This window comes from Arenibacter arenosicollis (assembly GCF_014397245.1).
Taxonomy (GTDB): Bacteria; Bacteroidota; Bacteroidia; order Flavobacteriales; family Flavobacteriaceae; genus Arenibacter; species Arenibacter arenosicollis.
This window is the reverse complement of record NZ_JACLHY010000006.1, coordinates 72,867-97,275: the sequence shown is the minus strand read 5'-3', so window position 1 is coordinate 97,275 and position 24,409 is coordinate 72,867. Positions and strand designations below refer to the sequence as shown.

At 37.8% G+C, this 24,409-nt stretch carries 19 protein-coding genes; 7 read left to right on the top strand and 12 right to left on the bottom strand.

Going from position 1 to position 24,409, the window contains the following annotated elements:
• The first annotated feature begins 69 nt into the window (after window positions 1-69).
• From H4O18_RS08220 to H4O18_RS08200, 5 genes are all read left to right on the top strand, one after another.
• Entirely contained in the window at window positions 70-2,577 is a 2,508-nt protein-coding gene (locus H4O18_RS08220) for a hypothetical protein (RefSeq protein WP_187583336.1), read from the top strand.
• Between the two features lie 97 nt (window positions 2,578-2,674).
• Window positions 2,675-4,462 carry an FAD-dependent oxidoreductase gene (locus tag H4O18_RS08215; protein ID WP_187583334.1) on the top strand — a complete coding sequence of 596 codons (1,788 nt, stop codon included), beginning with the start codon at window positions 2,675-2,677 and terminating at the stop codon, window positions 4,460-4,462.
• A 42-nt stretch (window positions 4,463-4,504) separates the two neighbouring features.
• Window positions 4,505-5,623, top strand: a complete 1,119-nt coding sequence (locus H4O18_RS08210) for a hypothetical protein (RefSeq protein ID WP_187583332.1) — start codon at window positions 4,505-4,507, stop codon at window positions 5,621-5,623.
• 58 nt (window positions 5,624-5,681) lie between these two features.
• Window positions 5,682-7,121 carry a carbon starvation CstA family protein gene (locus H4O18_RS08205; protein WP_187583330.1) on the top strand — a complete coding sequence of 480 codons (1,440 nt, stop codon included), beginning with the start codon at window positions 5,682-5,684 and terminating at the stop codon, window positions 7,119-7,121.
• A complete protein-coding gene (locus tag H4O18_RS08200) occupies window positions 7,118-10,495 on the top strand; it encodes a VCBS repeat-containing protein (protein ID WP_187583328.1) in 3,378 nt (1,125 codons plus the stop codon). The genes H4O18_RS08205 and H4O18_RS08200 overlap by 4 nt, the downstream gene beginning before the upstream one ends.
• A gap of 339 nt (window positions 10,496-10,834) precedes the next feature.
• Here the strand turns inward: H4O18_RS08200 and H4O18_RS08195 are convergent, their stop codons facing one another.
• The 12 genes from H4O18_RS08195 to H4O18_RS08140 all read right to left on the bottom strand — a co-directional run bounded on the left by H4O18_RS08195 (window position 10,835) and on the right by H4O18_RS08140 (window position 21,356).
• The gene (locus tag H4O18_RS08195) at window positions 10,835-12,016 is read right to left on the bottom strand and encodes an acetyltransferase domain-containing protein (protein WP_187583326.1); all 1,182 of its coding nucleotides are present in this window, start codon (window positions 12,014-12,016) and stop codon (window positions 10,835-10,837) included.
• A 136-nt stretch (window positions 12,017-12,152) separates the two neighbouring features.
• Entirely contained in the window at window positions 12,153-13,796 is a 1,644-nt protein-coding gene (locus H4O18_RS08190) for an AMP-binding protein (RefSeq protein ID WP_187583324.1), read from the bottom strand.
• On the bottom strand, window positions 13,789-14,862 hold the full coding sequence (locus H4O18_RS08185; protein WP_187583322.1) for a proline iminopeptidase-family hydrolase: 1,074 nt from the start codon (window positions 14,860-14,862) through the stop codon (window positions 13,789-13,791). Before H4O18_RS08185 ends, H4O18_RS08190 begins: the two co-directional genes overlap by 8 nt.
• Window positions 14,863-14,877: 15 nt before the next feature.
• Window positions 14,878-15,915 carry a methyltransferase gene (locus H4O18_RS08180; protein ID WP_187583320.1) on the bottom strand — a complete coding sequence of 346 codons (1,038 nt, stop codon included), beginning with the start codon at window positions 15,913-15,915 and terminating at the stop codon, window positions 14,878-14,880.
• Window positions 15,916-15,927: 12 nt separating this feature from the next.
• Window positions 15,928-16,473: an acyl-CoA thioesterase gene (locus H4O18_RS08175; RefSeq protein WP_187583318.1), complete on the bottom strand. Its 546-nt coding sequence runs from the start codon at window positions 16,471-16,473 to the stop codon at window positions 15,928-15,930.
• 142 nt (window positions 16,474-16,615) lie between these two features.
• Window positions 16,616-16,885, bottom strand: a complete 270-nt coding sequence (locus tag H4O18_RS08170; protein WP_187583316.1) for a hypothetical protein — start codon at window positions 16,883-16,885, stop codon at window positions 16,616-16,618.
• A gap of 151 nt (window positions 16,886-17,036) precedes the next feature.
• On the bottom strand, window positions 17,037-17,549 hold the full coding sequence (locus H4O18_RS08165) for a RidA family protein (RefSeq protein WP_187583314.1): 513 nt from the start codon (window positions 17,547-17,549) through the stop codon (window positions 17,037-17,039).
• A gap of 25 nt (window positions 17,550-17,574) precedes the next feature.
• Entirely contained in the window at window positions 17,575-18,495 is a 921-nt protein-coding gene (locus tag H4O18_RS08160) for a nuclear transport factor 2 family protein (RefSeq protein ID WP_187583312.1), read from the bottom strand.
• Window positions 18,496-18,558: 63 nt separating this feature from the next.
• The gene (locus H4O18_RS08155) at window positions 18,559-18,993 is read right to left on the bottom strand and encodes a hypothetical protein (RefSeq protein ID WP_187583310.1); all 435 of its coding nucleotides are present in this window, start codon (window positions 18,991-18,993) and stop codon (window positions 18,559-18,561) included.
• Window positions 18,994-19,169: 176 nt separating this feature from the next.
• Window positions 19,170-19,946: a hypothetical protein gene (locus H4O18_RS08150; RefSeq protein WP_187583308.1), complete on the bottom strand. Its 777-nt coding sequence runs from the start codon at window positions 19,944-19,946 to the stop codon at window positions 19,170-19,172.
• A gap of 41 nt (window positions 19,947-19,987) precedes the next feature.
• Window positions 19,988-20,755: a hypothetical protein gene (locus tag H4O18_RS08145; protein ID WP_187583306.1), complete on the bottom strand. Its 768-nt coding sequence runs from the start codon at window positions 20,753-20,755 to the stop codon at window positions 19,988-19,990.
• Window positions 20,756-20,816: 61 nt separating this feature from the next.
• Window positions 20,817-21,356 carry an ester cyclase gene (locus H4O18_RS08140; RefSeq protein WP_187583304.1) on the bottom strand — a complete coding sequence of 180 codons (540 nt, stop codon included), beginning with the start codon at window positions 21,354-21,356 and terminating at the stop codon, window positions 20,817-20,819.
• Between the two features lie 184 nt (window positions 21,357-21,540).
• On the opposite strand from H4O18_RS08140, the gene H4O18_RS08135 reads away from it, so the two are divergent.
• Window positions 21,541-23,493 carry a sensor histidine kinase gene (locus H4O18_RS08135; RefSeq protein WP_187583302.1) on the top strand — a complete coding sequence of 651 codons (1,953 nt, stop codon included), beginning with the start codon at window positions 21,541-21,543 and terminating at the stop codon, window positions 23,491-23,493.
• Between the two features lie 2 nt (window positions 23,494-23,495).
• The gene (locus tag H4O18_RS08130) at window positions 23,496-24,230 is read left to right on the top strand and encodes a LytR/AlgR family response regulator transcription factor (RefSeq protein ID WP_187583300.1); all 735 of its coding nucleotides are present in this window, start codon (window positions 23,496-23,498) and stop codon (window positions 24,228-24,230) included.
• Window positions 24,231-24,409 lie beyond the last annotated feature (179 nt).

Genomic DNA, 24,409 nt, shown 5'->3' with positions numbered 1-24,409 from the left:
TAATTTTTCGATTTTTAATTTAGTTAGGTTCATTGAAGGGACTTTAACGTGGTAAAACAGAAATACGCAATGATAAAAGTTATAAAAATCAATTTTATTTATCTAGGTGCCATTTTGTTGTTATGTTGTTCACTATCATGCAAAAATAAGATAGAAGAAAATGAAACAGAAGAGAAGATAGGTAAATATTTGTCTGTCAGTGGGATATATCCTCATCTGGCCATGTATAATTTAGAAGGAGAATGCGGAACCGGGGCGGTAGTACCTTGGGCGGATAAATTATGGGTCGTAACCTATGGACCTCATAAGCCGAATGGTTCCTCGGATAAATTGTATGCAATAAATTCAGATTTGGATCAAGAAGTAAGGGAAGAAAGTATTGGGGGTACACCTGCCAACCGTATGGTGCACTCGGAAAGTAAACAATTATTTATTGGTCCCTATGCCGTTGACCAAACTGGAAAAGTAAATGTAATCCCTTATGATAAAATGCCAGGTAGGCATACTGGAAATGCACGTCATTTATCTGATCCGGAGGGTAAGATCTATTATGCTACCATGGAGGAAGGATTTTATGAGGTAGATGTAAACAGCTTAGAATCCACAACCCTTTATCCAGATGCCAATGCACTCCGAAAAGCAAGTGATTTGCATCAATTTGGCCCCTTATTACCAGGTGCTCATGGAAAGGGACTTTATTCGGGACAGGGAGTCATGGTGTATAGCAACAATGGGGAGGCCAATCAAGCAGCCTTAGGAAAATTTGATGTTGAATCAGGTTCATTGTCGGAGTGGGATGGTAAGGATTGGAAGGTGGTAAGACGAAACCAATTCGTAGAAGTTACTGGACCAGGTGGTATTTACGGCAATAAAGACCCGGAAAATGACCCCATTTGGGCCACAGGTTGGGACTTTAAATCCGTTCTGGTGGGTGTTCGAAATCCTAAGACTGGATGGGATTATTACAGGCTGCCCAAAGCAAGTCACTCTTACGACGGAGCGCACGGTTGGAACACAGAATGGCCCAGGATCAGAAATATAGGAACGGATGAAGTGCCAGAGTTTTTAATGACTATGCATGGTCTGTTCTGGCATTTTCCAGAAAAATTTACTGCCGAGAATTCTGCTGGAATTAGACCTCGTTCGGCTTATCTAAAGGTAATCGGGGATTTTAGTAGATGGAACGATCAGTTGGTCTTTGGTTGTGACGATTCTGCACAAAAAGAATTTTTAAACACTCGCAGGCAGAAAGGGGAGTTAATAGGTCCGGGTGAATCCAATTCCAACCTTTGGTTTACATCCCTGAATAAACCAGATGAATTGGGGCCCAATACAGCGGAAGGTGCCGTTTGGATTTCCGAAGAAGTCAGGGCCAATGAATTTTCGGAGCCCTTTCTTTTTACAGGTTGGGAAAATAGATCGGCATGGATCAAGAATGAAGGCGCCACATCGGTTTCGTTTTCTTTTGAAGTGGATAAGGAGGGAAACGGTTCTTGGACGCCATTAAAGTCGGTTAATGTGTCAGCTGGTGAGTCCAAGCATATTATGTTTCAAGATAACGAAACTGGTGAGTGGGTACGCATAAAACCAAATAAAGCTACAAAGGCCACCGTTCATTTTTTCTATGGCGACAAAGATAGCAGGATAAATACCCCAAATTCCATGTTCAGGGGTATTGTTGATATATCGGACAATAATGCCACTGGCGGGTTGCTATGGGCTTTAGGGGATAATAGGCGTACCTTGGGAGTATTGGCAGGCGATATTTCCAAAGAAGGATTCCGGGAAACGGGATACTATGAGTTGGATTCATTACTGAACTTGGTTAAAAAGGAGGATAATAAAATAGTAGAATTTATGAGAGAAAAGGTGGCAATACCTAAAAATGTATTGACCACGGACGATGCTTCGGTTTTGATAGTGGATGACAAAGGGAGACGTTGGAGATTACCTAAAGGCAGTGATGATTTTAAAGAGGGAATGGACAATGGTGCACTTCGAATTTGTCGCGAGGTCTCTACTGAGCGAGATCTATTAAACTGCTCAGGTACCTTTTATGAATTACCAGCCGAAAATGCTGATGGTTTTGCTAAAATACGTCCAGTGTCGTCACATAATATGCTAATTCATGATTACGCCTCCTATCGCGGATTGTTGGTTTTAACCGGTATCTCATCAGATTTTGCGGAACCCAACGAGCATATAATTCAATCAAAAGATGGCAAGGCAAAGGTATGGGCAGGAGCAATAGATGATTTATGGAAATTGGGTAAACCGGTTGGAGAGGGTGGACCATGGAAAGATTCTACCGTAAAGGCCAATGAGCCCAGCGATCCTTATTTGATCGGGTTTTATGATCAAAAAAGCATTAAAATATCCAATCAATCCAACATTTCGGTTACATATAAAATAGAAGTGGAACCCATAGGCCATGGTCCTTGGATGACCTTTAAAGAAGTAACCATTAAGGGTGGAGAAGATTATTATTATGATTTTCCCGATAATTTTCAGTCCAGGTGGATAAGAATTGTTGCTGATAAGGACTGTATGTCAACAGCTTGGTTGGAATATAAGTAAAATAGTGTAATATTTAAGGAGGAAATGTATTAGGGAACCAATCACCTATCACCTCATGAGCAAACCCGTTTTTTTTAAATAATTAATATAAATAGATATGAAATATTTGATTTTAACTTTGTGCTTCTTCAGTATAAATTTAACGATTTCCCAAGATTTATTGCTGGAAGCGGAAAGTTTTGACGATAAAGGGGGGTGGGTCGTTGACCCCCAATTCATTGAACAAATGGGTTCTTCCTATCTTCAGGCCCATGGCATGGGTGTACCTGTGGAAAATGCGCAAACCCAAGTAAATTTCAAAAAGAATGGCGAATATAAGGTTTGGGCACGAACCAAGAATTGGGTGCCGGGAGAATGGGAAGCACCGGGAAAATTCCAGATAAAGGTAAATGGCTTGGTGTTGGAAAATACACTAGGCCTTCGTTCTGGTTGGGGTTGGGAATATGCCGGAGCTGTTCAGATAACGAATAAAAAAAATACTTTGGAACTTGTAGATCTTACAGGTTTTAACGGTCGATGTGATGCCATCTATTTTACTACTTCTGACGTTGAACCACCTTCATCCATGAATAAGTTGGCTACTTGGCGGAAAACTGTTGTTATGGAGCCGTTGGCACCCAAAGTTGCCAAGAAATATGACCTAGTTGTTGTAGGCGGAGGAATTGCTGGTTGCGCAGCAGCTATAGCGGCCGCAGAGCAAGGGCTACAGGTGGCGCTAATTCACGACCGACCTGTTTTGGGAGGTAATGCCAGTAGCGAAATTAGGGTACATACCTTGGGTATATATGGTAATTTTGAACGGATCCTTAAGAAGTTGGATACGGAACATTATCCCAATGGATCTCCCGAAGCACATAAAGACCAAATAAAAAGGGATAACAATGTAAAAAGTTATGAGAATATATCACTCTTTTTAAATTGGAGGGCTTACGATGCAAAAGCTGTTGAAAATAGAATCAGTTATGTAGATGCTCGTCAAACAGCATCAGGAGAACGCATTCGCTTTGAGGCGCCACTTTTTGTGGATTCAACTGGAGATGGTTGGATAGGTTTTTGGGCCGGCGCAGAATTTTCTTATGGACGGGAAAGTGTTGATCAATATGGGGAAGAATGGAAAGAGCATGGGGAATTATGGAGTCCAAAACAACCAGATAATGCTGTAATGGGATCTTCAGTGCTTTGGCGTTCCTATGAAGCGGACCAGCAGGAAAAATTCCCTGAGGTACCTTGGGCAATGCCAGTGGCCAGGGATTATGCCAAAGTCAAGGGAGAATGGCAGTGGGAGTTTAGCCGTAATGATCTTAATCAAATAGACGATGCCGAGGAAATCCGCGATCATATGCTAAGGGCTATTTATGGTTCTTTCGGCAATGCCAAAAAATTACCTGAAAATGCCAATCGAAAATTGGAATGGGTATCTTATCTAGTTGGTAAACGAGAATCCAGAAGATTGGTGGGAGATTATATTTTTACATTAAACGATGCCAAATCCGGCCGCTCTTTCCCTGATGGTGTAGTGGAGGAAACAAGGGAGGTGGACGTACATTATCAGACCGTATTGGAGGATGTGAAAAATCCTGACTTTATTTCTGAAGCGCTATTTTATAAGACTCCTAAATATTATATCCCATACAGAAGCTTGTATTCAAAAAATATAAGTAATTTGTTTATGGCCGGTAGGAATTTCAGTACTTCCCATGTTGGCCTGGGTGGACCAAGAGTAATGAGGACAACTGGACAAATGGGTGCCGCTGTAGGTTTTGCAGCATCACTTTGTAAAAAGTACGATGTTAATCCTAGGGATATTTATACGGGGTATTTGGATGAATATATGGCTCTTATAGAAAAACAAAAATATACACCTATTCCAGAATCCAAGAAATAGTTTTTGAAGCCCATCTTGTTCCATGAAAGAAGTATGTAAATCATGATGAAAATAATAATAACTACATTACTATTTTGTGGATTGGGACTTGTATGGACTCAAAAAACAGACGTTATTCTTACAAGTGTTTCCCAACATAAAACGCTGAGCAAAAAACCGGAGTTCTTTGCATTGGAATGGCAGGAGGGTATGGTGTTAAAAAATAAACCAACCCCATATTTTATTGAAGTAGAGACTTTGGGCAATCAGAATGTTGATATCCTTGTTACCACGCAGAATAGACCAGTACTTTATACAGCGGATATTTGTACTCCGGTCTGTGCAGATGGCGAATGCAGATTAATGTATCTTACACTTTATTGGAATTTATTGGGAGCGTATGCTGGTTATGATAAGGTGGAGGGCCAGACGTTGACGAAACATGATCATGAGGAATTCTTGGAACAGGATTATGAAAAATTGCACCATTTATTAATGGATGACAATTCAATTTTGAAAAGAAAGAAAATTGATGAGTTGGTGGAAAAGCCCGAGGATTCTGAACTCGACGGTGCAGACGCCAAAGCGGGGGCCACTATAACCGAAGTAAAGGAATCTGTAGTAGATGGGGCACTTTATTCCTGTTATGTTGCATGGAATATTGTGCACGGAACCATTAAGGCAGAACTACAGGATTTTACCACATCCAACTTTGATAAAGAAATGAAGCGCTATATGCTCATGAGCAACGAGCAGGATTATCAAATGTATGCGCTAAAGTCTTTGAATAATGAAGAGTATATTGATTACAAGGACCGAATAGTACAAATTTTCAAGGAGGGTATTCCCATGGTTCGTACCTATATTGTACAAAATCTTCCTAAATTGTTCTGGGAAAGCGATAGCTTACAAATGCCTTTTTGGGAAAGTTTTGCTACAGTAGATATCAACAATAGAAGTTTGTTGTTAAATCATATTCAACAGGCTCCCGTTGAGGTTTTGGTCTTATTGGGCAGCAGTTTGGAGCTAATGACAAAAAATCAACTCAAAGTTTACCTCACTGCAATTGAAAAAAATGTAATGACTAATCCACAAATTAACGCTCAACTTTTGCGGTTTTCAAATTCGGGCAAGCATACATACGCTTATATAGTATCCGAATTTTTGGAAGAATTGGAATAAAGGGGTGGGGGGAATAGGCCTACAATAAGTTTAAAATAGTAAATAAAACATAATTTAGATGATATCATTCGTATTATCAATAGGAGCTTTAATACTTGGTTATTTTACGTACGGAAAATTTGTGGAACGTATTTTTGGCGTGGATAAGGATAGGGAGACCCCGGCCGTTAGGCTTAGGGATGATGTAGATTTTATGACATTGCCCACTTGGAAGGTTTTTTTGATCCAATTTTTAAATATAGCTGGATTGGGGCCAATTTTTGGTGCTATCGCAGGTGCCATGTTTGGACCGGCAGCCTTTTTGTGGATTGTACTGGGCAGTATTTTTGCAGGGGCAGTACACGACTATTTTTCCGGAATGCTGTCTATAAGGCACGATGGTTTGAGTATTAGTGAAGTGGTGGGAATATATCTTGGTACCACCGCTAAACAATTTATGCGCTTTTTCTCTGTAGTACTTTTGATATTCGTAGGGACCGTTTTTTTGGTGGGCCCCGCAAAAATAATCGATGGTATGACGGGGAATATCTGGAGTGTTTGGATTTGGGTAGCCATTATCTTGGTTTATTACATCCTTTCCACATTACTGCCCATAGATAAATTAATAAGCAAGCTTTACCCCATATTTGGAGTGGCCATGTTACTTATGGCTGTTGGACTATTAATTGCCCTTTTTTTTGGGGATTATAATATTCCTGAATTGGTGCCCGGTAATTTAAGAAATATGACCAATGACCCCGAGGCAACTCCATTGTTTCCAATTCTATTTATAACTATTGCCTGTGGTGCCATTTCCGGATTCCATGCTACCCAGTCTCCATTAATGGCACGCTGTATGAATAACGAAACACTTGGAAGAAAGATTTTTTATGGAACAATGGTAACGGAGGGAATCGTAGCATTGATCTGGGCTGCAGCTGCTATGACCTTTTTTGGAAATGTGGAAGAATTAAATGGGGCAATGATCGCCAACAACAACAATGCAGCCTGGGCTGCCAATGAAATATCACTTAACATGTTGGGTAAGATTGGCGGGGTATTGGCTTTATTGGGAATTGTTGCAGCCCCTATTACCTCGGGCGATACGGCATTTAGGTCTGCTCGTTTAATACTGTCCGATATTTTCAAGTCCAACCAAAAAAAAATATTGAACAGGCTTCTTATTAGTTTGCCGCTGTTTATCATTGCCTTCGCACTTACACAGATAGACTTTGGAATAATATGGCGCTATTTTGCTTGGAGCAACCAAACCTTGGCCATGATCGTGCTTTGGACAATAACGGCTTATTTGATATATGAAAATAAGGCTTACTGGGTTACCCTATTACCAGCAATTTTTATGACTATGGTATGTAGTACCTATATTTTAATTGCCCCGGAAGGTTTTCAATTGCCAAACGAAATTTCCTATATAGGGGGCACTCTAATAACATTGGCCATTACAATTGCATTTTGGGTATATACTTCCCAAAAGAAAAAAGTCTTTGTTGGGGTATGAGGCAGAAAAATGAGATATTAATTTTCAACTCCTTTATATTAATTGTTGGGTTATTGTTCTTTAGCTGTTCCGATAATGAAGCTAAAAAAGGGAAAGAGGAAGTACAGGAATTATATACCGTATTGGGAGTAGAGGATACTGGAATTAATTTTAACAATAAGCTACAGGAGACCACTACCATGAACGGTTTTTATTATGAATACTTTTATAATGGGGGAGGTGTTGCCGTTGCGGATTTTAATAACGACGGACTTCAGGATGTTTATTTCGTAAGTAATCTGCGAACCAATAAATTATTCCTTAATCTGGGAAGCTTAAAATTTAGAAATGTAAGTGTAGCTGCCAATGCTCAAGGCAATGGAGGTTTTCCTACTGGGGTGACCGTTGTGGATATCAATAATGATGGTTTAAAGGATATTTACATCCTTAAATCGGGCCGTTTTGAAACCGATGAACCTTTGCGTAACCTATTATTGATAAATAAAGGAATGAATAAGGACAATATCCCTGTCTTTGAGGAGGATGCAAAATCATATGGTCTAGACTTACCTCATTATTCAACCCAAGCTTCTTTTTTTGATTACGATCGTGATGGGGATTTAGATATGTTCTTGGTCAACCATAATATAGAAATGTACGGAATTGAAGAAACGGCAGAAATTATGGCGGGCAGATCTGATAAAATTGGAGAAAAGCTGTACCGGAATGATGACGGTATGTTTGTCAATGTTACCCAAGAGTCAGGGATTATCAGCAATAATCTTGGTTTCGGTCTTGGTGTGGCCATTGGGGACCTTAACAATGACGGTTGGCCGGATGTCTATGTCAGTAATGATTATTATGAAAAGGATCATCTTTATTTAAATAACAAAAATGGCACCTTTACGGAAAGTTCCTTGGAGTCCTTTAATCATATGTCCACTTTTTCTATGGGTAATGACATTGCAGATATAAATAACGATGGCCTATTGGATATTATATCACTTGATATGATGGCTGAGGATAATTTTACCCAAAAGACCAGTATGAGTGGTATGAACGTGGCTCAATTTTATAATATTGAGAACTTGGGTCTACATAGACAGTATATGTATAACGCCCTTCAGATTAACAATGGTAGGTTTCCAAACACGATTATTCCAGCTTTCTCTGATATAGCGCAGCTGGCAGATATATCCAGTACCGATTGGAGCTGGGCCCCATTACTTTTGGATATGGATAACGACGGATACAAGGATTTGTTTGTTTCCAACGGGATTAAAATGGATTTCAGAAACAATGATTTTGCGATATATTTGGAAGAGAAATATCAAGAAGGTCTACGCAGCAGAAAAGTAGATCTGGCTAAGTATGTGGATGATTTACTGGACAAGTTACCAGAACGAAAAAAAGAAAATTATTTTTATCTAAATGGAGGAGATCTAAAATTTAATAAACTGGCCGTCAATCAAACAGCCACATATTCCAATGGCGCAGCCTACGCCGATTTTGATAATGATGGGGACTTGGATATCATAGTTAATAATACAGATGATTTCGCCCAATTGTACCGTAACAATCAATCAAGTAATACATTTTTGAAAATTGTGTTAAAAGGTCCAGATAAGAATATTGATGGTATTGGGGCCCGAATAGAGGTCAACGCCAACAATAAAACCTTTTATGCCGAAAATTATTTCTCAAGAGGTTTTCAATCCGCAATGGCCTCGCCTATTCATTTCGGCCTTGGGGATATAAAAAAACTTGATTCGGTAAAAGTGGTTTGGCCAGATGGGCAATATCAGATTTTGACCAATATAAATGCCAATCAAGAAATTATTATTCAATATGCCCCAGAAGGGAAAGCAACGTTCGAAAAGGATAAGCCAGATTATGCATTTCAGGATATAACGGAGGAATATGGCATCAACTTTAAACATGTCGAAAATATTTATAATGATTTTTCCATGGAATCCTTGATGCCCCATAAAATGTCTCAATTTGGGCCATGTATTGCAGTTGCCGATGTGAATAATGATGGTTTGGAAGATTTTTACATTGGGGGGGCAATGGGGCAATCAGGGGTCTTGTATTTACAAGCTACAGATAATATGTTTGAGAGCCAACCCATGGAATCATTTGAATTGGACAAAAGCCAGGAAGATACCGGTGCTATTTTTCTGGATGCGGATGGGGACGGGGACCAAGATCTTTATGTGGTAAGTGGTGGAAATGAAAAAGAAGCAGGAAATTTATTTTATTTGGACCGCTTTTATGAAAATGATGGTAAGGGCAAGTTTATTAGAAACAACCATGCTATTCCTGAAATTCTTGGTAGCGGCCAGGTTGTGAAAACTTTGGATTATGACAGGGATGGTAATCTTGATCTATTCATTGGTTCGCGGTTACAGCCTCAAAATTATGGCTATCCTTCCAAAAGTCTTCTTTTAAGAAATGTATCCACTAATGGCAATATTGTATTTGAGGATGTCACAGATTTAGCTTTTCCGGATCTCAATGATTTTGGTATGGTAACGGATGCACTCTGGGTGGATTTGGACAATGATCAATATGAAGAACTAATTATTGCTCAAGAATGGGGCAATATACAGGCCTTTAGTTTCAAGAACAATAAATTTCATAATATATCCGAGCCATTTGGATTAAATAATAATGTGGGTTGGTGGTTTAGTCTTGCTGCTGCCGATATTGATTATGACGGGGATATGGATTTAATTGCAGGAAATCTTGGCCTTAATTATAAATATAAGGCTTCAGAACAGGAACCATTCCACTTGTATTTAAACGATTTTGATCAAAATAATACCAATGATATAGTTTTGGGTTACCACGAGGGGGAGCAAATGTATCCTTTGAGGGGAAGGGAATGTTCTTCTGGGCAAATGCCCTTCATAAAGAAAAAGTTCCAAACTTATAAAGATTTTGGTAAGGCCAGTTTACGCGAGGTGTATGGTGAGGGCTTGGACAATGCCCGTCATCTAGCAGCTACCAATTTTGCTAGTTGTATTTTAATTAACGAGGACAATAGGCATTTTAGTTTTACTCCACTACCCAATAGTGTACAGATTTCCTCAGTAAATAAAATATTGACGATGCAGAATGACGGGGTAAAAAACACGGACCTAATTCTCTTTGGAAATCTTTATGGTTCAGAAGTTGAAACCCCTAGGAGTGATGCAAGTTATGGCCATTATCTTAAAGGTTTGGATAATGGTATTTATAATAATGTCCCAGCTAAGGAATCCGGACTTTACGTGCAAGGAGACGTAAGGGGAGCTTCTTATATTGATCTAGGGAAAAATTATAAGAAAGGTCTTTTGGTAGCTAGGAACAATGAACCTTTATTGCTTTACCAAATACCCTTAAAAAATTAAAAAGTGAGTTTTGAGTTGTTAGGTTAGTTGAGAAAAGGGTAAGGTAATACCTTGTCCTTTTTCTTTTTGGCGTAATATGAATTCTAAGCTTAGGGTATTTATAGAGTTTATAACTTTAATAAAGATGTGATAGCAGATAAAATATCCACTACTACAATAACTTTAAAGAGGTATGCGTATAAACCCTAAACACTGTTCTAATTAAATACTTTTCTTTTTATTGTTTGTATTGCTGTTTTGGGAATGGATTTTTGCTCTTGACTATCATAATATTAAACCGGGATGGTTTTCAGCTAAAGGGATACGGCATTTAGTGCTTTGGTATTTGAAAACCAAATATCATAAATAGCTCAACCACCATTTATCCCGATTATTAAGCTTATATACCATGTATTTTTTGCATAGGGGATAGAGAGCAAGTACTATCCCGATCCATACCAAATAAACGACCCACAGGGAATAGCCATAGGTAGCCAGTTTTTCATTCATAAATACATCGGCAGTTAATATCATGTCCTTCCAATTGCCGCCAAAAATTAGAATCCCAGCTATGGCCACTAGATGAATTACCAATACATGTAGAAAATAATAGAAGAAGGGAACTCTTCCAAAAACCATAAAGAAATTGGAAATGGAGTTTTTTACATTTTCTACGGCATATAGGAAAAGAAGTGCCGGACCAATGGTAATTAGTACAAAAGCCAGTGAAGGTGGGTATTTTGTTACATTAAAAAAGGACATAATTGTTTTTGTATTAGTGTCCTGCATGGTCCAGGGTACCAAATCCCCGTAGATATTCAATCCTCTTAATACAAAGAACAGGCCCAAGGCCCCTAATCCCATCCGCAACAGCCATGTCTGTCTTAGTTTTGCATCAAAGTCCTTTACGTAAAGCTGTCCGAAACAATAACCCAATGCCATCAATCCAATCCATGGAATAACTGGGTAATGAAACAAAATCATTTTATCGGGTCCGAGTACTAATATTTGATTTTGGTGCAAAAGATACCAGATTATAGATTGCAGACTGTTCCCCTGCATTACAATACCATCCAATAGATTATGTCCCACAATAATAACCAAACCAATAACCAAGATAATTTTTTTTGGTAAATAAATTAGAAATGATAAACAAATCATACTAAAGCCTATAGCCCAAATAACCTGTAGTATGGGAAAACTGTAAGTAAGATCAAAGGTCCAGATTAGGTTGTTGACTACAATTTCCATAAAAATCAACCAAATACCCCTGGTTAGCAAGAATTTTGAGAGTTGAGCTCTGGTTTTATTCCTACCGTAAAGAAAAGCAGAAGTTCCGGCAAGAAATACAAATACCGGGGCACAATAATGTGTTATAAAGCGTGTAAAAAATAGAATTGGTGTAGTAGTTTCCACATCTGTGGGGTCAATAAAAAATGAACCGTAGTTAAAATAGTCCCTTACATGGTCCAAGGCCATAATAACCATGACCAAACCTCTTAATATATCAATGGATTCTATTCGTTTGGTTTTAAGTTGCATAAATTTAATGTTGTTTTGGTAGATTATTATTGCCTGTGTCAACTTACCTATAAAGGCAGATGTGGTATAAACATGCTTAAAAGTACCAACTTCATCTGCATTCTTTATAGTACTAGGATATAGGACCTAAACATTGTTAGGATTTAAAAATTACGTTTTGATCAGCTTCGAACCATGATTTATACAAGGGCTGGAATACCCTTTCCAAACTATTCCTCTTTATTTTTAACGATGGAGTTGAAAATCCATTAGCTACATTCCATTCCTCCTGCATTACAACTACTTTGGATATTTTCTCATGTTTTTGCAGACTTGGATTAATTTCCAAAATAGATTGATACAAGCTTTTACTTAGATCATCTTTAGATTTGGATTTCCCTAGAGAAGAAACTGTTACCAAAGCTATAGGTTGAGGTATACCGGTGCCAACAACGCAGATCTGTTCAATATCAGTATTTTTTAAAATTTGCAGTTCAATGGGGGCAGGGGATATGTATTTTCCTTTATCGGTTTTAAATTGATCTTTTACCCTGCCAGTGATGGTTAAAAAACCTTCATGGTCGTATTCTCCAATATCCCCGGTTTTAAAATATCCTTCTTTATCAAAAACCTCCGCTGTTATCTCCGGTGCTTTGTAATATCCTTTAAAAAGGCAGTTGTTTAATATTAAAATTTCACCTTCTTCAGAGAATTTAATTTTCACCCCTTCCAGTGCTTTACCTACAGTTCCTATTTTACTTTGACCGGATAAATTGGTATGCGAAATACAACAATCTTCTGTCATACCATAAGCTTGTTGAATGGAAATACCGATTGCAGCGTACCATTTTACCAAACTACTGGCAATGGGTGCTGCCGCCGAGGCAATAAATGATGCCTTGGACAATCCCAATTTGGTTTGGATTTTTTTCTTTATTGCCTTGTTCACGAATGGAATAGATAATAGTATGGACAATTTTCTTTGTGGAAGGCTTTCCAAAATTTTTTCTTGAAATTTGGTCCAAATTCTAGGAACGCCAAAGAAAATATCCGGTTGTAATTTCTCTAAGTTTTCAGCGAATGATTCCAACGAATGTGGAAAGGTTATCTGGCCTCCGTAAAAAAGTATTCCATTGCAAAATGCGCGTTCCGCAACATGTGCCAATGGCAAGTAAGAAAAGAATTTAGGGTTTTTTGGGAGGTTTATTATCTGGGTAAATGTACTTGAACTTTTGGTAAAATTCCCTGAAGTATACATTACTCCTTTTGGCTGTCCTGTGGTTCCAGAGGTATATATAATAGTCCGTAGATCATCGCTTTTCGGTATATACAAATCCATCAACTCCAATTCCTGGTTCATAATGTCTTCCCAATATATTCCGGTATTAGCTCCAAATGCTTTTACACTAATTATGGGGATATTGGGAATGCCTGTTTTTTGGGATGCAAAATCGTCCAGTTTCCCAATAATAATGGCTTTGGATTCACTATGTGTTAATATTTGATTTATCCCTTCGGAGGTCAATGTTGGGTAAATGGGAATAGAAATAAATCCTGCAATGGATATGGCCAAATCTGCCATAATCCAGTGGGGGCAATTTTTGGAAAGCAAGGCAATATGACTTTTGTTAGGTAGTCCTAGTTTTAATAAATACGAAGCCAATTTTCTCATTTCAATCCCAGCATCGGAATATGAAATGCTCTTTTGATGGCTCTCATAATTCTGAATCAAGAACGGCTTACTTGGTGTTTCCTTTTCCCAATAAAGAAAAGCCTCCATTGAAGAACTGAAATTATTCATGACGGTATTTATTAAGTTTAAAATTATGGTCGTCAACATCAGTAATGAATTTGATCAATCCACTGAAATAGGTCTTTTGGTCATCGTATTGCGATAAATGGCTACCATTTGGACATAATAGAAATCTGGCCTTTGGAAGTTCTTTGGACATCCATTCCATGTATTTTGGATCCATGGTATCATGTGTGGCACCTATAACCAAGGTAGGAACTGTAATGGTTTTTAATTTCTGGGAGACATCCCAACCCTTTAAAGTGGCATCTCCAGTAACCCCAAATTCACTATAACCTTGCATAAAAACATAAATATTGGGGTTGAGGTGGGCCATTGCGCGATTAATGGATTCTGGCCATTTATTCATAGGCAATCTTAAAAAGTGTTCGGTATAGTAATGTTGCATTACGAGTTCCGAGTATTTGGGATTCATAAAATCATTATTTGCCTCCATAGCTTTCATTTCCTTATAGACCTCAGGAGGTAATTGTGGCCCCAGCACTTCAGCAGCATATTTCTCATATTCCGGTATACTGGCCATCATATTGGAAATAATAAGTCCTTTTAAATTATCCTGATATTTTAAGGCGTACTCCATTGCCAAGATGCCGCCCCAAGATTGCCCAAGAAGATAAAAGTTATCTTTATTTAGGTTTAGGGCTTTTCGTACTTGTTCCACTTCCTCAACAAAATGATCGGTCGTCCAGAGAGTGGAGTCATTGGGCTTGTCGCTATAATAGGAGTCCAATTGATCGTAATAAATATATTCAATTTCTTCTTTTGGCAAATAACCATCAAAACATTCAAAAAATTCGTGTGTACCACCCGGACCGCCATGAAGCAATAGAACTTTCTTTTTTGGATTGTTGCCTACCCGCTTAGTCCATACCTTAAAAGTTCCTTTAGGGGTATTGATGGCAATCATATTAATACCGCCTGTAAATTGATCTTCGCTATTGGAGTAATCCATATAGGTGGATGTAGGCTCCGTTTCCATTTTTGATCGTTGCTGTTCCGCACAGGAAACTAAAAAAACAAGAAAAATGGTCCCGAATAAAAATACCGTTTTCATAGCTACAACATATTTTTATTTTATGGCTATCGCAGCACTTGTAGGCCCTTTCAACGGCATTAATGAAGTTGATTTAAATCCTGCCTCCAGAGCCATTGCATCAAAATCCGAAGCAGAGAAGTCATAACCCTCGGCCGTCTCAATGAGCATGTTTAGGGACATTAAAAGTCCAAAGGCATTTTTACTTCTGTCATTATCTATAATATTTTCGATTACAACCAAGGCACCTCCTTTAGGTAGGGCATCATATGCTTTTTTTATAAGGGTTTTTTTATCCTTGGTACCCCAGTCATGTAAAATGTTACCCATGGTAATTACGTCCGATTTTGGAAAATCGTCCGTAAAGAAATCTCCAGATGTAATTTTCACCTTATCCTTTAAACCCATATTCTGGACGTTTTCCTTTGCAATGGGTTCTACCTCAGGTAGATCCATGGATGTACATTGCATATGTTGATTGTTTATGGCGACGTGAGCCGCTAAAAATCCTCCCGCCCCACCAATATCGCACAGGGTTTTGTAATTGGAAAAATTAAATGCTTTGGCAAATTCTATAAAATTTCCCATTTGTACCCCGGCCATAGCTCCAACAAATTCCCGAAGTTTTTTTGGATCTGCATAAATCGCTTCAAAAAGAGGTTTCCCACCATTCTTAGTTTCATTTTGAGGCAACCCTGTTTTTAATCCATCCTCCAAATCATTCCAAAAAGGGTACAAACGGTTGTTGCACATTTCCAATATTCCGCCTATGTAGCTAGGTTTGTTCTTGTCCAGAAAGAAATCGGCATCCTCGGCATTGCTGTAAAGAGCACTTTCTTTTAATCCCTTTCTTTTTAAAAAGCGCATGGCTACCAAGGCATCCAAAAAATCATATAGGCTGCGAGAGTGCAAACCAAGCCTGGATTGAATGTCTTTACCAGATAATTCCCGCTTCGCCAGAATGGTGAAAAGGTCCATATTTACTGCCGTAAGCAAGGTCTTGGTGCCAAAAAATCCGGTACCGACCTGCATGATTTTTGATGGGTCCAATGTTATTTTTTCTGCTGTTTCCATGTTACATAGTATTTAGGTTAATATGTCAGTTGTATTCTTTATAAGTTGGTAATCATTAATAAATATGTCATCTATTTCCGCTGAAATTTTCATTTCAATAATTGTAACACCACAATTTTTAAATATCATTTCTATATCCTGTGCCTTCTTGTCTTTCCAAAAAGCGGCTTTTGTATAGCCAATGGCACACACCTGGTTATTTTGTTCAAAAACCTGACTGTGATATACCCATTTGTCGTCCCATCCTTCGAGGATAAGGGTGATTGTGAAAGTTGACCACATTTTTAAAGGTTTCTTATAGATGATTTTTTGAGACCCTAAAACGGCATACATCCCCTTTTTTACAGTATTATCAAATAGTTTTGACCGGAACATTTTTTCAAATCGAATGAAGTCCATATAATAAGCGTACTTGGCATTGGACATATACCTGAAGGTGTCGCAATCTAAAATGCTTACCCTTCGTTTTCTTGTTTGATTCGAAGTAAGATCAACTTCCTTCCAGAATAATTTGGAACCTATAAAAATATATAATAGATGTAACCAATAAAAGACCATAAAAATTTTGTTGATTTTTTTTTACGCTAGTGGGTTTAATTGTGGATTTTATATTTAATTCTATGGGGGAGGGCAATGTAATCTCTTTCAATTTAGTGCTTTGTTTTTAAATCAAGAATAGAATTGAGGTTTAAGGTCCGTTTTACAACGCTATTTGCATTGATAATATGATTGGTTCCAATACAGTATGTTTATCTTTAATGGACTTGTTTTTGGGGTCGTTAATAATAGCTCCAAGCTTATCCATGTCGGCATCCTCAAAAACTAAAACCACGGAGTTTGGATCATTTGTGTCTTGGAAGGTCCTAAAACTGGATACTACAGGAGAAAAAAGTCTTACACGATCTTCATGTCCCTTAAGCCAAGTATCAATGTTTGCTACCTTGTGTCTGGTTACAATTGTTTGTTTCATAATAAATGTTTTATATCTTTTTTTGGTGGATTTCGATTACCTCATTTAAAAAAAAATAATATCATATGGAAGCAACCATTTGGTTTTCAGAATACAATACAGGCTTAAAGCACAGTTGGTTTGATCATGATTTTATGGATTTACCTTAATATTATTCCGCTTTATGAACCTCCAATTCTATTTCGATCATAAATTCCGGAAGTGCCAGTTCCTTGACGCCTAGCCAAGAACCTGTTGGATATTGATTTTTATAAATCTCATTTCTATATGCGGCAACTTCTAGAAACTTGGGCATGTTGGTGGTGAAAACATTTTCTACCAACACATCATCGAAGGTGCATCCATAGTGCGTTAAGACCTTTTCCAAGTCGGAGTAACAGTTTTTCATCTGCTGTCCAAGATCTCCTATTGCGGTCGGGTTGCCTTCATCGTCCATACTCACGGCTCCGGAAATCTTTATTGCATTCCCTATTTTTACGGCATGTGAGTAGCCATAGGCCTTCTCGACTTCAGGACGCAGTAGAAAATATTCTGGAATTTCCTTTTCCACCATAATCGCAGGTTGATCCATAGCTTTATCTGCGGTTTTTTCCTTACAGTTTAGGCTTATTGCTATTAGGAAAAGTAGTGGAATTATAATGGGAAATTTTATTTTTTTGTTCATTGTGATATTGGTTTTGGTGGTTTTATTATTTCGGCATGGGCATGGAATATCCCAACTGTTCGTAAACTACGAGATTGTCATAGAAGGCATCCTCTCTAATGGCCTTATTTGCCTTGTCGAACATCCAGACACTAAAACCATGGGTTTTGATTTTTTTGTTGGTAGGTGGATTCCCCATGAATTCTCCCTTGTTGGTGCCGGTGCATGTCCAGTTGAGATAGGCCTTATTGCCATCAATTACCGTTTTGTCCAAGCTTACCTTAAAATCAGGAAATGCGTTGTGGTAGATATCCATAAAGTCTCCGTAATCGGATTGTTTTTTGGCGATGGTTACCCCATTGGCTGTTCTTGTGACATTTTTGGCCAAATTGCCATACATTAACTCCTTGTCATTTGCATTCCATGCCTTGGTGACATTGTCTATGGTAGCCTGAATAGCTTTTTCATCGGCAGACATGCTGTTTTTCATTTCCATTTCTTGGACGGCAAGGACCACTTCCGTAGGATCCCACATCCCAACTTCCCGAACAATTTTACCATCTGCGAAACGATATGTTAAGTGTATTGGGATATTGACTACTTGACCATTTCCTGCAAGAGTACCTTGCCAATCCAACCAACAATTTACCCATGTTTCGCCATCATCAGTGAGTACCATTTCATATTCTTGGTCCTTTGCAAGGAAACTTCTATTTAAGTAGGCCAAATCCCTTTCTTTGTGATAGGTAATAACCTCATCAGGTGTTAAGGGGGTATCCTTTTTGTTGTAATATGTTTTTGAAGTATCCGCATAGATACTGGTGTCATAGGTTTTATTATTGTAATTGTCGATCAATTTCTTGACCGTATTAATTTCAGGTGAACTTTGAGTATAGCGCTGTGGCGCCTTTTCTTGACATGCGGTTATAAAAGCTATTGCCAGTCCAATAATTAGTAATTTTTTCATGATGTTTTAGTTTGTCATTAGTTCCTGACGGGATAAAAACTCCCGTCAGGTTATGTACCAATGCTATTTTTTGGTTAATTCTGGAATTTCTTGATAGATTTCGTCGGAATGGGTTACCACGTATTTGTTCCACGATTTCATAAAGGCCATGCGGTCTTCTTCCTTGGGCCACGCAGTTTTCATCAATTCATTTTGCTTATTGGATGCGGCATCTATATCGTTCCAATTGGCATATTCACTAATAACAACCAAATCTCGTAAGTCGGCACCCGATATATGGTGGAACACTTTTTCACTGATAACCTTATCGTTTTTGAAGGTTATTTTTTCAGAAAATTCTTTTAAATGGGCATTGAGCTCTGCCCTAGATCCATTTTCTGGTATACTAAGCGTCCAGGTGGTTACTGTATAATAATGTCCCTCCTGTGCAGATGCAGAATTTGGGATAAATAGGGCAATGACGATTAGGGCTCCGATAATTGATTTCATTGTTTTCATACTGTTGAATTTAATTGTTGCTACTTTAGTTATTATTTTTTGTAAGAAACAGGTAGGGTGGCTGTAGTAATGGGTCGGTTTATTTTCTTCTAAAAAGTGCTAATTCAAATTGAAAATTTCAAATTACTTTTTACCGCAAGGTTTCTTTGAAACCTAGTGTCTACCTGTTTATGAATTTATTTTGATGGTGTATAGGCTAAATCGGGATGCATTTGTCCAGTTTCCGTTTCGTATTTTAAGACGTAACTGAACACTTCATCAAATAGTTTTTTTCCTTCTTCGCCCAATAATGCTTCATTTTCTTTGGATTTTTTAGCGTAGTCCTCTGCGTCTACTGCCGAAATTACGGCGAGATAGTAATCGCCCATACTGCCAAACCCATTGTGGTATATGCGATAGTACTCCTTGGATCCTTTTGAAGTATAAAGGGCTTTTAATTCTTTCAGCTTTCCCTTAAGATTTTGAATGTTACTAGGGGTAACATGTAAGAAATGCCATTTTCTGTAGTTCTGCCCCTCTGTAGTTGTACTTATGCCTTCTGGCATATAGGTGAGTTCTTTATTAAGATAAATCATATAATCACCATGTTTGTCATAGCATTCATTATACCGCTTAAAAAGATTTCTAAAGGCTTCCTCTCCCATTTTTTCAGACAAGGGAGCCATAACGTTCTTGTCCAGTTCCGCCATATTTTCTATAGGGGAAATGTTGAAATACCTTCCGGTGTCGGTAGAAGCAACCTGCCAACTGATGTCTTGCAGATTGTGTTTTTTACATGCTTCCTTAAAATCCTTGGATACCTCGTTGTATTTTTGCATCATGGAAGGCTTTACCTGGTCTTCATGGACATAATAGGCCTGATTTTTCTCCGCTTGGGCCAATGCAAGGCAAGGAGTCAACAGTACCAATAATACAAAGACAAATAATTGATTTAATTGATTTAAGTTTTTCATAATTTTAAAGTTTAAGTTTATAATGTTGCTCGTAATATTCCTTATTTGGGAGAATAGGCCATATCTGGCCTCATTTGGCCTTCAACCAGCTCATATTGTATCAAGCTACCCATAAAATCACTAAAGGTGCTTTGCCATTCCGGCCCCATTAATGTATTGTTCTCGGTAATTTTATTGGCGTAATCTGCAGCATCTTTGGCAGCAATGGCTACCATATAATAGGCACCTCTGTTTCCAAATCCACTGTGGTACACCCTATAATGTAGTTTGGACCCTTTACTTTGAAATAATTTCTTTATGGCTAGGGCTTTTTCCTTAACAATTGCAGCATTTCCTGGTGTATAGTAGTAATAATGAAACTTTCGATATTCCTGCCCAACTGGAGTTTGAGTAATTCCGTCGGGCATGTAGGTCAATTCCTTGTCCATTTGAATAATATAATCGTGTTCAACATCGTAACATTTGTTCATTTTATTGAACATGGCTGTCATATTTTCCGGCCCCATTTTTTCGGATAATGTTTGGAAAACCGGACGGTCCACGTCAGCTATGGTGTTTATTGGACTAATCCACATGTAACGGTTGTCGACGGTATTCGACACTATTACGCTAAGACCCTGGATATTGTGTTTTTTCATATTATCCGTTAGTTCTTTGCAAACAGTTTCATATTGCATAACCATGCTTGGTTTTACAACATCCTCATGCACCCAATAAGCCTGAAATTGGTCATTGCCCTGGGCAATACCTATTCCTAGCCAAAATATACAGAGGGCAGCTGTAATTAGATAATTCCTAAGTGTTCTCATGACATTTATTAATTAATGGTTTGTACATATTACTTGTGGAGGGGAACATTTAACTTTTACCTTATTCAAGAATTGGAGCTACCAGGGAGTATCCCAGTTGTTGTAAAAATTCCAATTCATTGTAAAAAATATCCTCTTGATATATTTGTCCTTCTTTATTAAAATACAGATGTGAAAATCCGTTTATTTTAACTTTTTTCCCAGTTGCGTTAACATCGGCAAATTGTCCTGTATGGGTTCCAGTAAAGACCCAGTTGACATAACCCTGATTTTCACATACGTTGCTATTGCTCAATGATATAATATGGTCGGGGAATCCGGTTGTATATAGATTTAGCCTTGCCTTTAATTCCGATTTATTGGTAACTACGGGTATTCCGTTCATGTTTCTTATGTAATTGTCCGTTACCATCCCATTAATTTCCTCTTCATCCTTAATGTTTAGATATGCATCTATAGATGATTGAAGCTTATTTCTTTTAGTAACCTCTTGGTTGTCATTATTTTCTGTTATTATTTCATTGCCCATAGTTTTTGGGTCGTTTTTGCAAGAAATACAACCTAAAACCATAAACATAAAAAGTACTATTGGTGATTTCATGACTATTAAATAACTCCATACCTTAAACTAATTAATTGGTTTTTAAGTTGAGAGTCAATCCGTTTAGGACGGAGGGCTTGATTTATTGTCCGAACAAGCGGTTTTAATTACCCTATGATTTATGTAAATAATATTCGTATATTTAAGAACCCCGGCTTTTTAAAGTATATCATAGTTTTAAAAAATGGGTAAACACCACTACATAGCAATTTTCATTACTATTTTCTTTAGTGCATTTTCATTTGGTCAACTCATAGATTTTGATAGGGAGATTCCTTATCAAAAGGTGTTTGTGGATACTGATAATTTTGGAGCCTCCTATTTGGAACATTTGGAGAAGTTCTATGAAGGCGCTCCCACGGATACCTTGAAATTTGAGATCCTAAACGATCTTGCCTATTACTGGCACACCCGAAATTTGACAAAGGCCTTACAATACACCAAGTTGGGATTGGAGCGCACCCTTGAAATGGAAAATAGATTATGGCATGGCCGATTTCAGATTACACAGGGGGCTATTCTTTTGCGAATGGAAAAATTGGACAGTGCCCAAATAGTCTTGGAAAAAGCTAAAAGTAAGGTGTTGACCAAGGACCTTGCCTTTTTAAATACACAGCTAGGATATGTTTTTGAACGCCGGGGGCAATTGGACAAGGCTGCCGATTATGCCATGGAAGCACTAAGATTGGGGGAGGAGCAAAATGATAAAAAGGCTATTGCACTTGCTTATAGCGACTTAAGTAATATTTTCTGGAAACAGGCCAAATATGATAAAGGATTAAAATATGGTATTAAATCCATAGTCCTCTTTGAAGAACACGGGATTATTGATCTGGATTATGATTTCACCCTTTATGTTGTAGCCAACAACTATCTTAAGTTAAATAGACATGAGGAAGCACTAAAATATTTTGAACATGCTTTGGCCATTGGTGAGCGTTACGGATTCTATAATAATTTGAGTGATGTCTATATCTCACTTGTGGATTTATATGCCTATTTAAACAATTACAAGAAAGCTGAAAAAGCCGGGCACAATGCTGTTAAATATGCTGAGTTGTTGGAGAACGGATTTATGCTGATGCGGTCCTGGCTATCCATTGGAAAAATGCAGAATCTACAGGGGAAATATAAAAATGCGATAGAAAGCCTTCAAAAATCACTTAATGTAGCGACTGATGATTTTGGGGATGAATATTATTTGAGTCAGGCATATGAAGCTTTGGGGAAAGCTTATGCAGGCGACCATAACTATATGGAGGCTTACAAAGCATTTTCAAAATATGACGGGCTAAAAAAGGCAATCTTCACGGCAGAATCCGATCATCGCATTGCTTTGTTACAAACGGAATTTGAGGTTGCACAAAAGGAAGATACCATACTTCTACAACAGGGAACTATAAAAAAGCAACAGTCCAATCAGATCTTAACTTCGATTATCACCGGATTATTATTGTTTCTCTTGGTCTTGGGTTTTGTAGCCATTAAAAATAACCAAAGAAAGAATGTACTGCTGCAACATCAAAACAATGAAAAAGAATTCCTGATAAAAGAGATTCATCACCGGGTTAAGAATAATTTGGAGGTGGTCTCCAGTTTGCTGTCTCTCCAATCGACCCACATAGACGACAAAAAAATAAAGGAAAACATGCACCAAATCCAAAATCGGATCCAAAGTATGAGTATGATTCATCAAAATTTATATCAGGGAAAAAATTTGGCAAGTATAGAGATGAAGAATTATTTTAAAATTTTAGGAGATTATGTACTTCACTCCTACGGTGCCGGACAAAGGATCAATATGGTTTATGAAATGAACGAGATCGAGCTAAATGTTGATATAGCAACGCCTATAGGATTAATAGTTAATGAATTGATTACAAATGCCTTGAAATATGCTTTTCCCAACAACCTAAAAGGAACTATTACTATAGGACTGGTTCAGAAGTCCGATTATTTAGAACTTAAGGTTAACGACAATGGCATTGGTATCAAGAATGGAAATAAAGCTAATGGAATAGGGTTTGGTACTCAGTTGATAGCACTTTTAACCAAGCAATTGGACGGTAAAATGGTGCTACGCCAAAAGAAAGGAACTTCAGTTTCATTTGAATTTCAACATCCTAAAGCAGCCTGATTATGAACCAAAAAACCCGTATTTTAATTGTTGAGGATGATATGATCATCGCCGCAAATATTTCTGTCCAACTTTCCAATTTGGGATATGAAGTCATGGGCATTGAAACGAGGGGAGAGGAGGCCATTTTACACGCTAGGGCAAATACCCCTGATATCATTTTATTGGATATTAACCTAAAGGGAGCAATTAATGGAATTGAAGCGGCAATTGAGATTCAGAAATCCAAAAAGATTCCCATAATATACCTTACGGCCAATAGCGATGAAGCTACTTTTGCCAAGGCTAAGGCTACACACCCTTATGCCTTTATTTCAAAACCCTTTAATAATTTGGATTTGCAGAGAACCATTGCCTTGGTCGTAGATCAAATACATGAAAATAGTGCAGAGGTAAAAGATATCTCCGAACATTTTGAGGTTTTGGTAGACCGTATTTTCGTTAGACATAATGGACGAATGGTGAAGTTACTGTTAGACGAAATTCTTTATATAGAGGCCGATAGAAATTACAGTAATATAATAACATCTAGTGGGAACTACTTAATCAGTACAACCCTTAAGGTTGTTGAAAAGGAAATTAAGAGCCATATGTTTATTAGGGTTCATAGATCTTATATGGTCAACATTGCCAAATTGGATGTGGTTGCCGATAACCATTTGGAAATTAATAGAAAAGTTATTCCCATAAGTAAATCTTTTAAAGAACATCTTCTCAAACACTTACATACTATTTAATATAGGTTCAATGCTTTGGTAATTTTAAGCTTGCCTACGGACAATTATAACTTCCATTCGTCCTAACTATTTGATTATTATTAAATTATTTGGTTAATATAACATTCCATTGTGTTCAAGCGAACCAATGATTGGATTTTAATTTGGGTTGTGATTTTGAAGAAGATCAATAACCCGAA